Source organism: Mesorhizobium sp. M0276 (genome assembly GCF_040321755.1).
GTDB lineage: Bacteria > Pseudomonadota > Alphaproteobacteria > Rhizobiales > Rhizobiaceae > Mesorhizobium.
In genome coordinates this window covers 31,388-47,124 of record NZ_JAMYSC010000040.1, presented here as the reverse complement: position 1 = coordinate 47,124, position 15,737 = coordinate 31,388, and the positions used below count along the sequence as shown (strand labels likewise).

Here is a 15,737-nt window from a genome sequence, read left to right as displayed (position 1 = left end):
GCTACCTTCGTCGGTGAGAGCGGCCGGGCTGATGCCCGGCCGCGAGCCGTCAACGCTTGCCCAGTTTTGCCAGTTCTATGACCGAGGCGGCGGTATCCTTGGTGACGAAGCCGGGACCTGTCGGATAGTCGGCGATCGGCGCGATCTTGTACTTCTTCCAAAGATCGAACATGGCGACCGGGATGTAGCCCATGGCATATTGCTGGGCATCGATACCCCACTCCATCTTGCCGGCAACTACGGCCTGCAGGATCGTGGGAGAAAGATCGAATGTGCCGGTTTTCACCTTGCCCGCGAGGCCCATTTCATCGAGTGCGGCCAGCGTCGGCTCGGCACCGCTGGCGCCGACTGCAAGAACGAACTGCGTGTCCCCATGAGCGGTCATGTAGGCGGTCACGCGGTTCTTCATTTCGGTCGGGTCGATGACGCCGTTCATCACCGGAACATCGACACCGAGACCTTTGGCAAAACCGGCACAGCGGTCATCGAGGCTCGAATTGCCTACTTCATGGTTGGCGCAGACCGCTTTGTTGATGCCGAGCGCCTTGATGCGCTCGCCGGCCATGACGCCCGCCTGGAATTCGTCCTGGCCCATGAACAGCAGGCCGCCAAGGTCATGCGTCAGTTTGGAGCCGCCGGAATCGATGACGATCACCGGAATGCCGGCGGCAATGGCATTCTTGACCGGTGCCGAGAGAGCTGCCGCGTCGGGGATCGAAACAACCATACCGTCGGGCTTCGAGGCCGCGATGGCGTCGATCATCTGCCCCATCTTGGCCATGTCGAATGTTTCGGGCGCCAGATATTCAGCCTTGACCCCAAGCGTCTTGGCTGCGTCGTCCATGCCGTTCTTCACGACCGACCAATAGGGGTCGCCGCTCTGGCCATGCGTCACAAACACCACGCGCGTTTCGTCGGCGGCCGCAAGGCTCGTGGCCGCCGTCACCATTGTAATGCCGGCCAGCAGGCCGAGCGCAGGCTTTATTAATTTCGCAAGCGAAAACATAATAACCTCCTGTTTGTTTTCCGCCGCCGCAATTACGGTCGGCAGTCCAGTTGCCCCTTCAGTCCAGTCTCATTCATCAGCACTGGTTCCCTGGAGGCCGCATCGCGGCCTCGATCATTTCAAGACTGTAAATCCGGCCTCGCTGGCCATGCGCGACAGATTTTGGAATCCTATTGTCGCATAGATCAGCGGGTTGGCCTTGTTTGGATCCTGCTCGGCCTCGACGACCAGCCAGCCGCTGTAGCCGCTGTCCGCAAGCACCCGCAAAATGGCCGGATAATCGATGAACCCGTCGCCGGGGACCGTGAAGATCCCTTCCATGACCGCGCCCATGAAACTCATGTCCTCGGCGCGGGCACGATCAAGGACGGGCTTGCGCGCGTCCTTGCAATGCACATGCACGACGCGTTTGACGTGCGCCTTGACCAAAGCCAGCGGGTCGCCGCCTGAAAATATCGAATGGCCGGTGTCATAGAGGAGGCCGACCGCTTCGCCAGTGTGCCGCATCAGCAAGCCCACTTCGGCATCGGTTTCGACGATGGTCCCCATATGATGATGGAAGGCCATGCGCACGCCGAAATCCGCCATCCTCTCGGCCAGCGCTGTCAATTTTCTGCCATAGGCCGGCCATTCCTCCGGGCCGAGAGCCGGGCGCTGCGAGATGGGCCCCCAAATGGCATTGTGGCGCCCCCGCGACGTGTCGGCATAGACGACATGGGTCGAGCCCATATCCTTCAGAAGCTGGAGATGCGGCGTGATTGCATCCATTTCCGCACCGACTTCCTTCTCGTCGCAGCGGCCATCATACCAACCGGAAATCACGGCAAGGCCATGCCGCACCATGATAGGCCTCAGTTCAGCCGATTGGCGCGGAAACTTTCCGCCAAGCTCGGTGCCGGAATAGCCGGCCTGCTTGGTTTCGCGAAGACAGACCTCGAGCGGAGTGTCGCCACCCAGTTCCGGCACGTCATCGTTGGTCCAGGTGATCGGATTGATGCCGATGCGAACCTTCACGGGCGAACTCCTGATTGCTTGAATTGGGCAAGGTGATGCCGCGCGAGGCCGGCCAGCAGCACCATGTCGCGACGCGCGTGTTCGGCCGTGTTGCGCACCGGCGTCCCTTCGACGATCGCCGACCAGAAACCTTTCAGTTCTTCTACGAACGCCTCTTCGTAGCCGCTTCGAACCTCCCGGCTGGAGAGGGTGTGGCCGTTGCTTGCCCGCAGGCTCAGCTGCGTCGGCTGGTGATTGAGATAGGGCGAGGGGAATTCCAGCTCGAGCGCGGCGTCATCGAAGTAAAGCGTGATGCGCTCGCGGTATTCGGCGAGCCCCGGAACGGCCAGATGCGCCATGCTCCACAGCGCCTGGCCGCCGAGTAGCCGCACTGCGCCCTGGCCGCCTTCGCCCCTCGCGAAAAGCGAGGCGCCGACAATCTCGCCATCCGCGACGCCGAGCGCATCGAGCAGCCCATGCACGGCGTTCACGTCGTGCACGAGCGCCGAACAGTAGGCGCCGACAAAGCCACGAAACGCGTCGGGATCGTCCAATCCAGGCACCGCGCGGTCCACCTGCTCGCGCTGCCTGGCTTCGGTCAAGGCAGCCAGCCCCGTCGCGACGTCGTCACCCCGGCATGTGGAATGGTGCCGCACGAACGGCCACGCGTCGGGATCGCTGACCTCGACCGAAATGTAGCGAAGCGTTTGCGCTGTGCCCGGCAGCATTTTCAATGCCGCCTCGTAGCTCGGATCGAAACGCTTCATGTAGCCGACCTGAAGCACCACCCCGGCGCGATCCCTGGCAGAGATCAAGTCGTCGATATCCCCGGGGCTATAGCAAAGCGGCTTTTCGCAGAAGACATGCAGCCCTCTGGCAAGGGCGACGAGAGCCTGTTCCCAGTGCAACGCATCCGGCGAGGCGATGACCACGGCGTCGAGCGGCATGGCGAGAAGCTGGTCTAGATCGGCGAATGTCTCGAGGCCGAACTCGTCGCCGACAAAGTCGCGGACTTTGCGCGAAGGATCATAGACGCCGAGGATCTCGAACTGCCGGTGCAATCTGAGCAGATTAGGAATGTGCTCGACCTGCGCGACACCGCCCGCACCGATCACACCCACCTTAATGCTTTGCATCGGTCAGCCCCATCTGAACCTGATCGCATTCTTCTTGAGCCTAAGGCTGCTTTGGTTCCATTGTTAGAACCAGATCGTTCTGATTTTGTGGAACCACGATGAAGACCAGTTTTCCGATCGACGGCATTGCACTGGACCGCGACAGTCCCGCCAATTTGCATCGGCAGCTCTATGTCCAGTTGCGCGACCTGATCGAGCACCGCGTGTTGCCGAGCGGTCACGCGCTGCCCTCGACACGGGTCATGGCGCGGGACCTGCACGTCGGCCGCAACACCGTGATTGCCGCTTGCGACCAACTGGCCCTGGAAGGCTACCTGGCCATACGGCCGCGCAGGCCCTCCGTGGTGATGGATCTGCCGACCAGGTCAGCGGTGCAGGAACACGTCTCGTCAGCGGACGAGAACCCGATATCCTTGCGTGGGCAGACCATGCTCGCCCAACCCTACCATCATGGCCGGCCCGGCATGCTGGCCTTTCACCCCGGCATGCCCGATCCGGACAACTTTCCTTTCAACACCTGGTCCAAGCTGCTCAGTCGCCGTGCAAAATTTGCGCATATCGACCTTTTCGGAACCTATCACGTGAAAGGCTATCCTCCGCTTTGCGAAGCCATAGCTCGCTATCTCACGGCCTCGCGCGGCGTGAAGTGCAGCCCCGAGCAGATCGTCGTGACCAATGGTGCCCAGTCGGCGTTCGATCTTCTTGCTCGGCTGCTGATCGACGAAGGCGACACGGTATGGATGGAGGAGCCAGGATACTACGGCGCGGGTTCGGCCTTCGTCTCGGCGGGAGCGAAGCTGGCCCCGCTGCGGGTGAGCAATGCGGGGTGGGACCTTGATCCACCGCCTGTCATTCCGCGCATGATTTTTGTGACGCCCTCCTGCCATCACCCTCTCGGGATAACCATGCCGATGGAACAGCGGCTCAACCTCCTGCACATGGCCGAGGCCTGGCGCTCATGGATCATCGAGGACGACTATGACGGCGAGTACCGTTTTCAAGGACAGCCGATTCCCGCGCTGCAGGGCATCGGCGCGTCAAATCGCGTGGTCTATGTCGGCACCTTCGCGAAGATACTGTTTCCAGCCATGCGCCTCGGCTTTCTGGTGGCGCCCAAGGCCATCGACCCTACGATCGTATCGGCGATGAGCGTGACCGGCCAGTTTGCCCCATTGCTTACCCAGGCAGCTCTGGCCGACTTCATGAACGAGGGCCACTTCACCCGCCATCTCAGGCGCATGCGGCGTCTCTACGCGGACAGGCGGCAGTTCTTCCTGGAAAGCTCACAGAGACATCTCGGAGAATGGCTGGATTTCCACGCCACCGAGTCCGGGATCCAGGTTGTCGGCATTTTCCGCGAGGGATGTGACGACACGTCGATTGCCGAGGCGGCGCTCCAGCACGGGATCAACGTATCGGCCTTGTCGATTCAGTACCGTCACGGCACGAAACAGAACGGCCTTGTCATGGGCTTTGCAGCTGCTGATGCGCAGACTACCGAAAAGACCATGCAGAAATTTCGGACCGTGCTGAAAACCTGTTTCTCAAAAAGCACCTGATCCTGGCCAAAATGCCGAGATTGATCATGCCTTTGAGGCCGAGCTGCTGATGAGAATTCGACGCGTCTGTCGCTAACAAAAAGGCGCGGACGATGCCCGCGCCTTTTGTATTCTGGTCTTTGTATTCAACCTTCCGAAGCTCAGTCCTTCTCGAAGACACGCGCCTTGGCGACGACGCCGGCGATGGCGCCGCCGATCAACGGTGCAACGATGAACAGCCAGAGCTGGCCGATCGCGGCAGTGCCGGAAAACAGCGCCGGGCCGATCGAACGGGCCGGGTTGAGCGAGGTGCCGGTCACCGGGATGATGGCGAAATGCAACCCTGCCAGCGTCAAGCCGATGACCAGCCCGGCGAACGCCGTCGAGTGCTTTTCAGCCGTGACGCCGAGGATTACGGTGACGAAGGTGAAGGTGCCGATCACTTCCCACAGGAACGCCGAGCTGACACCCCATTTGGCCACGTCCCAGCCATTGGCGCCGAAGCCGCCAGTGTGTCCGCCAACCTGGCCGAAGACAATGATCCACAACGCCAGCGAGGCGAGGATGGCGCCAATGACCTGCGCGATCCAGTAGGGGATGACGTCCTTGGCCGGCAGCCGGCCGGCAAGGAAGACGCCGAGCGTCACCGCCGGATTGAGATGCGCGCCCGAAATGGGGCCGATCGCATAGGCCGCCGCAATGAGGCCGATGCCGAACGCCAGGCCGATGCCTTCCTGCCCGAGCGGCAGAGCGCCGCCGAAACCACCCGTAACCACCGACGCCGTACCGATGAACACCAATAGAAATGTGCCTAGAACTTCCGCCAGATAAGTTTTCATTGCCCTCTCCTCGTAGCGATCCGCCGGTCCGTCTTTTCTGCGCCGCGAATCATGGCGCCAAGAGTATTCTCAACGGAAAAACTTGGGAAGCAGAGCTATTGCGCCACGTGCCATGCTTGCGGTCGCCGGTCACGAATATTAGAGATCTTTGATCTATTGATCGATCTGCTGCCGCCGGCCTGAGGCATTTACTGGTTGGGTCGCTGGTCTCGGTTTGGGTTGCCGCGTCGTCGCCAGGCGGAAGCGGGGTTCAATCCAGGCGCGAAAGGCTCTAAGAGCAGGCTGAGATCATGTGCTCGATTTGATGGAATGACGAATGCGACTGGGCGGACGGCTGGCTGCGGCCATCGAAGTGCTGGAAGACATCGGCCGGCGCCACCGGCCGGTGGCGGACGCGCTGAAGGACTGGGGCCTGTCGCATCGCTTCGCCGGCGGCGGTGACCGCGCGGCGATCGGCAACATCGTTTATGATGCCTTGCGCCACAAGCGGTCCGCCGGCTGGCTTTTGGGCGAGGACACGCCGCGCGCCATCGGCTTCGGTGCCCTGCTTCTCGAATGGGGCCAGACCGCGCAATCGCTCAACGACGCGCTCGAAGGCGACAAGTTCGCACCGCCGCTGCTCAACGCCGCCGAGCTTCAGGCAGTTGCCGAACGCCGGCTTGCCGATGCGCCGGACGCGGTACGAGCAGACGTACCGGATTGGTGCGCGCCGCTTTTCGAGCGAGCCTTTGGCCCGACCTGGGTCGACGAGGGAGCGGCGCTTGCGACACGCCCGCCGCTCGACCTCAGGGTCAACACCTTGCAGGCCGATCGCGTCAAGGTGCTGGCCGAACTGTCGGGTACCGGCGCGAAACCCGCGGCAATCGCCCCGCAGGGTATCCGCATTCCGCCGATCGACGGCGACGGCAGGCATCCGAACGTCCAGGCTGAGCCGGCGTTCCAGAAAGGCTGGTTCGAGGTCCAGGACGAAGGCTCGCAGGTGGTGGCCGCCCTTGCCGGGGCCGAGGCCGGCATGCAGGTGCTGGATTTCTGCGCCGGCGCCGGCGGCAAGACGCTGGCGCTGTCGGCTTCGATGGGCAATACAGGCCAGGTCTTCGCCCACGACGCCGAAAAGGCACGGCTGGCGCCGATCTTCGACCGCATCCGTCGCTCGGAAAACCGCAATATCCAGATCGTCACCAAACCGTCCGAACTCGCCCCGCTCGGCAACCACATGGACGTCGTGCTGGTGGATGCGCCTTGCACTGGCAGCGGCACCTGGCGGCGCCGTCCCGATGCCAAGTGGCGGCTGACGCAAAGACAGCTCCATGCCCGCAAGGGTGAGCAGTCGACGATCCTCGATGCGGCCAAAACCTACGTCAAGCCAGGCGGCCTGCTGGTCTACATCACTTGCTCGGTCTTCGATGAGGAGAATGGGGAGCAGGTCGCGGCCTTCCGCGACCGCAACCCCGGATTTGTCCCGGTCGATCATCGCGCGCTCTGGGACGGCCGTTTTCCCGGCCATGCGGCAGCCGCCCGCATCGGTGCCGAAGGGGACATCTCGCTGTCGCCGGCGCTGAGCGGCACCGACGGGTTTTTCTTTTGTGCGTTGCGCAGGTCGGCCTGAATCTCGTCAGAGATCGCCAATCCCTGCCGGATGTGAAACCCCTGCAGGCGGACGAGGCCGATTGCTGCAGTGCAGCAAAAGCATTTGCCTGCCGCCGGTGCCTCTGCAATAAGCTTATCCGCATAAAGGAAAGCAGCGGCCATGGCAGCAAAGATCGTACCCGCCCCGGACTATGACGACCGCGTCAGGACATCCTTCGCGCGTCAGAAAGCGATGGCCACGATCGGCGCCGAACTGACGCTGGTGACGCCCGGCATCATCGAGATCGAGATGCCCTATTCGGCCGCGCTCACCCAGCAGCACGGCTTTCTCCACGCCGGCGTCATTTCGATCGCGCTGGACTCGGCATGCGGCTATGCGGCGTTTTCGCTGATGCCGGAAAACTCAGGCGTGCTGACGATCGAGTTCAAGGTCAATCTGCTGGCGCCGGGCCGAGGCGAGCGCTTCCTGTTCCGCGGCTCGGTGACCAAACCCGGCCGCACCATCATCGTCGCCGACGGCCAAGCCTATGCCTTCGCCGCCGACGGCGAGGCCAAGCTGATCGCCACGATGACCGGAACGATGATGACGGTGGTCGGGCGCGACGGCATAGAAGGCTGATCCGATGGGCAACGTTGCGCGACTAGGCGGCAAGGACGTCCTCTTCGTCATGGCTGCGCAGGCCGAATACGGCCCGCACCTCAAGCAACTGTTCACGCCACTGATGACGGGGGTAGGCCCGGTCGAGGCCGGCGTCAGGCTAAGCGCCGAACTCTCCTGGCTGAAGTCGCGGAAGGCGCTGCCGGATCTCGTCGTGTCGCTCGGCTCAGCCGGCAGCCGGACGCTGGAGCAGACGGAAATCTACCAGGCGGTCTCGGTCAGCTATCGCGACATCGACGCCTCGCCGCTCGGTTTCGAGAAAGGGGCGACCCCGTTTCTCGATCTGCCGGTGACGGTGCCGCTGCCCCTGCGAATTCCTGGAATCAAGGAAGCGACGCTGTCGACCGGTGGCGCGATCGTCACTGGCGCGGCCTATGACGCGATCGCCGCCGACATGGTCGACATGGAAACCTTCGCTTGCCTGCGCGCCTGCCAGCTGTTCGACATCGCGCTGGTCGGGCTGCGCGGCATTTCCGACGGCGCGGCGGATCTCAGGCACGTCAACGACTGGACCGAGTATCTGCATGTCATCGACGAGAAGCTCGCCGGGGCGATCGGGCTGCTGGAACAGGCGATCGGCGACGGTCTGCTCGGCGCCTGACCGCAGATCGGATCAAGCCGCCAAGCTCGCTGGATCGCCGAAATCGATGCGCGAAATACGCCCGCGCACGGCGCCGTTTGCATCGACATAGTCGATTGCTCCCGGCGAATGATCGAGTTTCCAGGAGCCGGTGGGACCATCCTTCCATTCGACCTTGTAGGCATCGTCGAGCAGGGTCCAAAGCCCATGGAAAAGGGTACCATCCGGCAACAGCATATGCGCCCGGTTTTCGTTTTCGTAGTGGATGAAGGCGTCCTTGCCGCCCATGTCGATGACATGCGTGGTGCCAATCATGATAACGGCCAGCGTGTTCTTGTCGAGAATTGTCATGGTTCCGTGTCCGCGTGCTTGAGTTCGAAAGAGCCTCGACGGCATGAACATCGTCAAGTATCTTGACTATATGGAGCCTGGAGTAAATGGTCAAGGAGCTTGACGAAAAAGCCGAAGCGCTGCCCGATCACGTCGGCTGGCGGCTATGGCAGGCGAGTCGTGCCTGGCAGGCCGAATTCGCCGCCGCGATGCGGGCCGCCGGTCACGGCTGGTTCACCGAAGCGCGCGCCGGACTGCTTGGACACATCACCAGGGCTGGCATGCGCCAGTCGGCCTTGATCGAACGCTCGGCAATCTCCAAGCAGGCGATCCAGCAACTGCTCGACGGCCTCGAGGCGGAAGGCATCGTCGAACGTCTGCCTGATCCGCAAGATGGCCGCGGCAAGCTGGTGCGCTACACCCGCAAGGGACTGGATGCCTTGCGAGACGGCGATCGTATCAAGATGGAGATCGAGCGCCGCTATGTCGGTCGCATTGGCGAGGAGCGGTTCACGGCGCTGATGGGCGCTCTGCGGGCGCTTGCGGCCGGAGAAGCTGCTGCAATGGGTGAAGACGCTGGCGCTGAAGGTGAAGTCGTGGAATCGAAGTGACGGCCAGGCCTCGCAACCCATTGCGCCGACTCATTTCTTTCTCTAAACGCTCGCCATGAAAACAGCCAATCATCCCGACACCGTCCTGATTGTCGATTTCGGCAGCCAGTTTACCCAGCTCATCGCCCGCCGCATCCGCGAGGCCGGCGTGTTTTCCGAGATCGTGCCGTTCCAGTCGGCCGAAGCGGCATTCAAGCGCATCAATCCGAAAGCCGTGATCCTCTCCGGCGGTCCGGCTTCGACCGTCGATATCGGCAGTCCGCGCGCGCCGCAGATCGTCTTCGATGCCGGCGTGCCGGTGCTCGGCATCTGCTACGGCCAGATGGCCATGTGCGTGCAGATGGGCGGCGTCGCCGAAAGCTCCGACCATCGCGAGTTCGGTCGCGCCTTTGTCGAGATCGAAAAGGACAGCCCGCTGTTCGAGGGCCTGTGGGCCCCCGGCCAGCGTCACCAGGTGTGGATGAGCCATGGCGACCGTGTCATCTCCTTGCCCAAGGGGTTCGAAGTGTTCGGCAAGTCGGAAGGCTCGCCCTTCGCCATCTTCGGCAACATCGAGCGCAAGATGTACGGCATCATGTTCCACCCCGAGGTGGTGCATACGCCGGACGGTGCCCGGCTGCTGCGGAACTTCGTCCACAATATCGCCGGCATCGAGGGCGACTGGACCATGCGCGCCTACCGCGAGCACGCGATCGAGGCCATTCGCAAGCAGGTCGGCAAGGGCAAGGTCATCTGCGCACTGTCGGGCGGCGTCGACTCCTCCGTCGCGGCGCTGTTGATCCACGAAGCGGTCGGCGACCAGCTGACCTGCATCCTTGTCGACCACGGCCTGATGCGCAAGGACGAGGCCGCGGGCGTGGTGGCGATGTTCCGCGAGCACTACAATTTGCCGCTCATTCTGGTGAACGCATCGGATCGTTTCATCGGCGCCCTGGAGGGCGAGTCGGACCCCGAGAAAAAGCGCAAGACCATCGGCCGGCTGTTCATCGAGGTGTTCGAGGAGGAGGCCAAGAAACTCGGTGGCGCCGATTTCCTGGCGCAAGGCACGCTCTATCCCGACGTCATCGAAAGCGTCTCCTTCACCGGCGGCCCGTCGGTGACGATCAAGTCGCATCACAATGTCGGCGGCCTGCCGGCGCGCATGAACATGCAACTGGTCGAGCCCCTGCGCGAACTGTTCAAGGACGAGGTGAGGGCGCTCGGCAAGGAACTCGGCCTGCCCGAAAGCTTCATTGGCCGCCATCCTTTTCCCGGCCCCGGTCTCGCCATCCGCTGCCCGGGCGGCATCACCCGCGAAAAGCTGGAGATCCTGCGCGAAGCCGACGCCATCTATCTCGACGAGATCCACAAGGCCGGCCTCTACGACGCCATCTGGCAGGCCTTCGCCGTGTTGCTGCCGGTGCAGACGGTCGGCGTGATGGGCGACGGACGCACCTACGAATTCGTCTGCGCACTGCGCGCCGTCACCTCCGTCGACGGCATGACGGCGGATTTCTACCACTACGACATGGCCTTCCTCGGTGCCGCCGCCACCCGCATTATCAACGAAGTCCGCGGCATCAACCGCGTCGTCTACGACGTCACCTCGAAGCCGCCGGGGACGATCGAGTGGGAATGATTCAGACCCACCCAAACGCCGCCGAAAATACGCCAATCTGCGACCTAATGTACTGAAAACAAAAATAAATTCTTTCAGGGACAATCAGCGACAATCGGCATGCAGAGATTGGCTTTGACGGACCGCTTGACGGACCTTCGGCCTATTGCCCGCTCCAATTTTTCAAAGTACCGTCACGACCAACGAGGCTCATGACGGTACTTTTTTTGCCTTAACGCATTGAAAGCGAAACAGATTTTCTGCCGCGAAGCCTCAAAATCGTACTGACGGTACTTTTCAGGACGTTGTAGGCATGTTGACGGATGCCACCCTTAAGGCGCTGAAACCAAAACAGAAAATGTACAAACTTGCTGACCGTGACGGCATGTATGTCCGGGTCATGCCCAGTGGCGCGATCTCATTTCGGTTGGATTACAGACTCAACGGACGGCGTGAGACGGTCTATCTAGGCAGGTATGGACGGGACGGAATCTCACTTGCCCTGGCCCGAGAGAAGTGTCTCGACGCGAAGCGCGCTATTGGCGAGGGACGATCGCCGGCGATCGAGAAACAGCGCGAGAAACGCCGCCTGAAAGAGGCAAAGAGCTTTGGCGAGTTCGGGGAGAAGTGGCTCACCGCCGCGCCGATGGCCGACAGCACGCGCGCCATGCGGCGCTCCATCTTCGAGCGAGAGCTTCTTCCGATCTGGCGCAATCGCCTCCTGACGGAGATCACGCCGGACGATCTAAGAGCCCACTGTGGCAGCATCGTCGAACGTGGTGCTCCGGCGACCGCTATCCATGTGCGAGATATCCTGAAGCAGATTTACGGCTTTGCGATCTTACACGGGGAGAAGGTCGCCAACCCGGCTAATGATGTCGGGCCCGCATCGATTGCTAGGTTCGTGCCAAAGGACCGCTCGCTTTCGCCCTCGGAAATTCGGGTGATGCTGAAACAGCTCGAGCACATCGCCACACTTCCCACGATCCGTTTGGGAATGCGGCTCTACCTGCTCACCATGGTGCGCAAGAGCGAGTTGCAGGACGCGGTGTGGGACGAGGTCGATTTCGAGAATGCGGTCTGGACGATCCCGAAGGAACGGATGAAGCGCTCCAAGGCGCATAACGTGTACCTGTCGCGCCAGGCCCTCGACATCATGATCGCGCTGAAGACCTGTGCGGGAAATTCCAGATACCTTCTTCCATCGCGGTATGACGCGGATGCTCCGATGTCGCGCGCCACCTTTAACCGGGTTACCTACGCAGTTGTCGAACGGGCGAAGGCGGAGGGTTTGCCCCTCGAGCCGTTCACGGTGCACGACCTGCGGCGGACGGGTTCAACTCTGCTGAACGAACTTGGCTTCAACAGCGACTGGATTGAAAAGTGCCTGGCGCATGAGGATGGACGCTCGTCGCGCGGCGTCTACAACAAGGCCGAATATGAGGTCCAGCGCCGCCACATGATGCAGGAATGGTCGGACATCCTGGACGCCTGGGTCGAAGGCAAGAAGCATGTGCCGACAATCATCCCGCCATCGATCCCGATCCTGGAGGCTGATCCGGCCCTTTGATCGGCCGGGCTCGGCGCTGCTTCAGATCCGGCTTCGGAGCCCGCAGGATTGGCTTTGCGCGACGGGCCGCGAGCCAGGCTTGAACCTCGCTCAGATCCCAGACCACGCATCTCGGGGTCAAAGCGAAGCGTCGCGGGAATTCGCCCCGCTGCTCCATTTCATAGATCGTGCTGTCTGCCAGCGGCACCATCTCGCGCAGCTGCCGCCTTCGGATTGTACGCTTCAGTGCTTCGTCGTTCGATTGGGCCATGACGCACTCCTCTGCAATGAGCCGAAATTGAAGGCGATTATGTTCGATGAAAAAAGAGCTTCAGCCCCGGCGTCGTGTCATCGGCGGTCTCGACCTGTGAAAGGGACAGGTCCAACGGCGTTTCAGGATGCCGGTTTCAACATTTTCGGGGGTTGGAGTCGGGAGAGGGATACCGCCAATACAGTGCGGCCACTGAATTCATTTGCTAACGCGATTGACCGCTCAAATGCGGATGTTCGCAGGGATGTCCGCCAACCTCATTGTTCGCCGGGTCCAGTTGGGCTGGGGTTTCTTGGAAGCTTTCGAACTTTTTGTCTGACTCCACCAGCCGAATCGCGCGCGCTCGCAAAGGAAGCTGGGTTCTCAGACTTCCCCATCGGCTACTCTTAATTGACATTCGACTGTGGGCTTCAAGCCGGAGGAGGGCGGGCGTGCCGTGATTAGATCCAACTCGTTTCAACCGTTAACGACTTTCCCGTTAGGGGGCATGCGCTTTGGGCCTCCCAAGCGACAAGAATCGGGGTATGTCCGCGCACTCTTTCACCGCTGTCGCTGATAAACCACATAGCCTAGCTGCATGACCGAAATCTCGCATACCAGACTACTCACCCGAAAAATCTCGGATTTCTGCCGTCTCCGTCTTGACCCTGTGCTCACTCCTCAAGAAAGCGCGCGCACCAGAGAGTATCTGCTCAACCTCATCTCCCGAGCTCAAACTCCGCCGCGAAGACCCCGCGGCTATGATTGGCAAGAAATCGCCATTCAGTGCGGCCTCAACGAAAACGCGCTGCGAACTGCCAGGGATGAAATCGAGCGGGCACTGGATGCAATCGGTCGAAACGCGAACGCTTCGCCGAAGCGGGCGACCGTCGGCGATTCCCGTAACGCCAAACTGAAGCGTCCCAAGCGAGGGCGTCCGCAGCCGGCACCTGCGAAGGCGTCCTCAGCATGCCGCGACAGAAACGTCGACCGGCCGGGGCGCGAAGCGGCACTTGAACGGCAGAAGCCCGGCATCAAACCACGCGATATCGAGGAGTTCCCGGAGCCTCTTTTCGAGGAACGGTTTGATCCACCGACCTTTCAAACCGCGCTGGATTTCCAGATGCGCCGTCATGGCGACAGCTATTGGCATCTTCATCGTGCTGTTGTCCGAGACGATGAGAGTCTCGACCGCTCGACAATTCGTCACTGGCTCCAAGGATCAAAATCGCCGCGCAGCGTAGCGAGCATGGAAGTCCTAGCTCGGATCGAGCGTCGTTATCGTCTGCCGGCAGGGTATTTTAAAGCGAAACTCCCGCTTCAGACGCGGTCCGCCTCCGGCCACATTCTCGATGATATCGGCTCGGCCGAACGCCGTCGGCTTGCGTGGCATTTGCCTGACGACTTCAACATGCGTCGTCCCCAGGAGCAGGAAGAGATTCTAGAATGGGTTCGGCGCGTGATTATCAGCGGGTCAACTGACTACAGGAAATTTCAGGCGGCCGCGTTGAAGCAGCGTTACGCGATCCGTTTCCCGGGTATCACCTATGGTCAGTCGGATGCCGCAAATGACGGCTGTCGAGTTCGGCGCGAGCAGCATGACGATGATGGTGCTCTTTTAACTGACCCCGACTTGATGTCCGGCGTCATAGACGCCCCGCCGGCGCTTGCGATGGAAATGGCGGATCTGATCCGCTTCAAGACCGCGACACTAACTGCGTTCGGTCTACAGCGCAACGGTGTCTGGGGCGAGGAAACGGCATCACAGAAGGTTGAGCACCTCGGTTTGATGTTCGGTGCGTTAGCAGCGCATCCGAGCGGACCCGTACGTGGCTATGGCGTTCCGACGCAGCATTTGACATTTGGCCTGCTCGTCTTCCCCTCTGTATGGGACTGGTATGTGCAATGGCGCGAGAGACGGCGCGGATTCTACACTGCATGGGAGGTGGACATGCTGCGAATTTCTCTCGCGCTCACCCGCAAGGACACGGGCTGGCTCAGGCAGCAACCTCATCTGGCGTCGCGAATCCATCCGATCAATGGGCTGGTTTCACAGACCGACATTGATCGCGCGAGCGGGGATTGGGACGATGCGTGCGATGTCTTCTTCAAGCACGCCACCTCTCGCGTGAAGGAAATTCAGCGTGTCGCGCGTGTGCATCGTGATCCCTTTGAACCAATCATGCCTGTGCTGGAGGCCGATAGCCCAGTCGGCGAGTACCGAAAGATCACTGAAGAGATTCTTCGGCTCATGCCTGATGAGCGCTTCCATCGCCGTCCTGCCGCCGAAGCAGTCCGCTCGTTCCTGATGCTTCGGTTCGGGCTGCATCTTGGGTTGCGACAGAAGAACCTGCGCCAACTGATGGTCAGTGAACGCGGCAGACTCCCGCGGTCTGAGCGCCAGCTTGCCGACATGAAACGCGGTGAACTCCGCTGGAGCGAGCGCGAAAAGGGCTGGGAGGTGCTCATTCCGTCAGTCGCTTTCAAGAACGCGAACTCGTCCTTTTTCGGGAGTAAGCCGTTTAGGCTCGTCCTGCCGAACTTGGGCGGTCTGTACGAGAACATCGAGGCGTACATTGATCGCCATCGCCAAGTGCTGCTTGGAGGATCGGAAGACCCCGGCACCTTCTTTATCAAAACGGTAAAGGCGACCAGCAAGGACGCCGCATACGATCGAAACACATTTTATGAGGCGTGGCGCCTGACCATCCAGCGATATGGCATCTACAATCCATATACGCAGCGCGGCGCGATCCCCGGTCTTCTCCCTCACGGCCCGCACAATGTTCGTGACGTGCTGGCAACGCATATACTGAAGCGGACGGGCTCATATGAGCAGGCAAGTTACGCCATCCAGGACACGCCAGACATGGTGGCGCAGCACTATGGTCGTTTTTTGCCGCAAGATAAAGCTGCACTTGCCGCGCGGATATTGAACCAAGTCTGGCAGGCCGCGTAACCAGTTACGTTTCCGCTAGCTCGCCACGAGCGACCTGATCATTGCCGACGTAAAGCCGATTGAGGACTGATTGTTGCTTGCTAAGGTTGGGGTCGAGCGTTCGA

The 15,737-nt window shown here is 61.2% G+C and carries 14 protein-coding genes; 8 read left to right on the top strand and 6 right to left on the bottom strand.

Annotated features, from left to right (window positions below):
- Positions 1–49: 49 nt before the first annotated feature.
- The 3 genes from NKJ01_RS26305 to NKJ01_RS26295 all read right to left on the bottom strand — a co-directional run bounded on the left by NKJ01_RS26305 (position 50) and on the right by NKJ01_RS26295 (position 3,135).
- A complete protein-coding gene (locus tag NKJ01_RS26305) occupies positions 50–1,006 on the bottom strand; it encodes a rhizopine catabolism ABC transporter substrate-binding protein (RefSeq protein WP_352732386.1) in 957 nt (318 codons plus the stop codon).
- Positions 1,007–1,120: 114 nt separating this feature from the next.
- Positions 1,121–2,020, bottom strand: coding sequence for a myo-inosose-2 dehydratase (iolE, locus tag NKJ01_RS26300; RefSeq protein ID WP_352732384.1), 900 nt, complete (start codon positions 2,018–2,020; stop codon positions 1,121–1,123).
- Positions 2,017–3,135 (bottom strand): Gfo/Idh/MocA family protein, encoded by a 1,119-nt coding sequence (locus NKJ01_RS26295; protein ID WP_352732382.1) that lies wholly within the window; start codon positions 3,133–3,135, stop codon positions 2,017–2,019. The genes iolE and NKJ01_RS26295 overlap by 4 nt, the downstream gene beginning before the upstream one ends.
- Before the next feature lie 98 nt (positions 3,136–3,233).
- Here NKJ01_RS26295 and mocR point away from each other — a divergent pair, with 98 nt between their 5' ends.
- Positions 3,234–4,694, top strand: a complete 1,461-nt coding sequence (gene mocR, locus NKJ01_RS26290) for a rhizopine catabolism transcriptional regulator MocR (RefSeq protein ID WP_352732379.1) — start codon at positions 3,234–3,236, stop codon at positions 4,692–4,694.
- Positions 4,695–4,834: 140 nt separating this feature from the next.
- Here mocR and NKJ01_RS26285 read toward each other — a convergent pair whose 3' ends face one another.
- A complete protein-coding gene (locus NKJ01_RS26285; protein ID WP_023756805.1) occupies positions 4,835–5,512 on the bottom strand; it encodes an MIP family channel protein in 678 nt (225 codons plus the stop codon).
- 316 nt (positions 5,513–5,828) lie between these two features.
- On the opposite strand from NKJ01_RS26285, the gene NKJ01_RS26280 reads away from it, so the two are divergent.
- The 3 genes from NKJ01_RS26280 to NKJ01_RS26270 all read left to right on the top strand — a co-directional run bounded on the left by NKJ01_RS26280 (position 5,829) and on the right by NKJ01_RS26270 (position 8,358).
- Positions 5,829–7,118: an RsmB/NOP family class I SAM-dependent RNA methyltransferase gene (locus tag NKJ01_RS26280; protein WP_352732375.1), complete on the top strand. Its 1,290-nt coding sequence runs from the start codon at positions 5,829–5,831 to the stop codon at positions 7,116–7,118.
- Positions 7,119–7,259: 141 nt separating this feature from the next.
- Positions 7,260–7,718, top strand: a complete 459-nt coding sequence (locus NKJ01_RS26275; RefSeq protein WP_023756802.1) for a PaaI family thioesterase — start codon at positions 7,260–7,262, stop codon at positions 7,716–7,718.
- Positions 7,719–7,722: 4 nt separating this feature from the next.
- Positions 7,723–8,358, top strand: coding sequence for a 5'-methylthioadenosine/S-adenosylhomocysteine nucleosidase (locus tag NKJ01_RS26270; RefSeq protein ID WP_352732372.1), 636 nt, complete (start codon positions 7,723–7,725; stop codon positions 8,356–8,358).
- A gap of 12 nt (positions 8,359–8,370) precedes the next feature.
- Here NKJ01_RS26270 and NKJ01_RS26265 read toward each other — a convergent pair whose 3' ends face one another.
- Positions 8,371–8,688 (bottom strand): hypothetical protein, encoded by a 318-nt coding sequence (locus tag NKJ01_RS26265; RefSeq protein WP_352732369.1) that lies wholly within the window; start codon positions 8,686–8,688, stop codon positions 8,371–8,373.
- Positions 8,689–8,774: 86 nt separating this feature from the next.
- On the opposite strand from NKJ01_RS26265, the gene NKJ01_RS26260 reads away from it, so the two are divergent.
- From NKJ01_RS26260 to NKJ01_RS26250, 3 genes are all read left to right on the top strand, one after another.
- Positions 8,775–9,278: a MarR family winged helix-turn-helix transcriptional regulator gene (locus NKJ01_RS26260; RefSeq protein ID WP_352732366.1), complete on the top strand. Its 504-nt coding sequence runs from the start codon at positions 8,775–8,777 to the stop codon at positions 9,276–9,278.
- Positions 9,279–9,333: 55 nt separating this feature from the next.
- A complete protein-coding gene (gene guaA / locus NKJ01_RS26255; RefSeq protein ID WP_352732363.1) occupies positions 9,334–10,896 on the top strand; it encodes a glutamine-hydrolyzing GMP synthase in 1,563 nt (520 codons plus the stop codon).
- Positions 10,897–11,188: 292 nt separating this feature from the next.
- The gene (locus NKJ01_RS26250) at positions 11,189–12,445 is read left to right on the top strand and encodes a tyrosine-type recombinase/integrase (RefSeq protein WP_352732361.1); all 1,257 of its coding nucleotides are present in this window, start codon (positions 11,189–11,191) and stop codon (positions 12,443–12,445) included.
- Here NKJ01_RS26250 and NKJ01_RS26245 read toward each other — a convergent pair.
- Positions 12,399–12,695: a helix-turn-helix transcriptional regulator gene (locus NKJ01_RS26245; RefSeq protein ID WP_352732358.1), complete on the bottom strand. Its 297-nt coding sequence runs from the start codon at positions 12,693–12,695 to the stop codon at positions 12,399–12,401. The genes NKJ01_RS26250 and NKJ01_RS26245 overlap by 47 nt on opposite strands.
- 577 nt (positions 12,696–13,272) lie before the next feature.
- Between NKJ01_RS26245 and NKJ01_RS26240 the strand changes: the two genes are divergently transcribed.
- On the top strand, positions 13,273–15,633 hold the full coding sequence (locus NKJ01_RS26240) for a hypothetical protein (RefSeq protein WP_352732355.1): 2,361 nt from the start codon (positions 13,273–13,275) through the stop codon (positions 15,631–15,633).
- Positions 15,634–15,737: the final 104 nt, after the last annotated feature.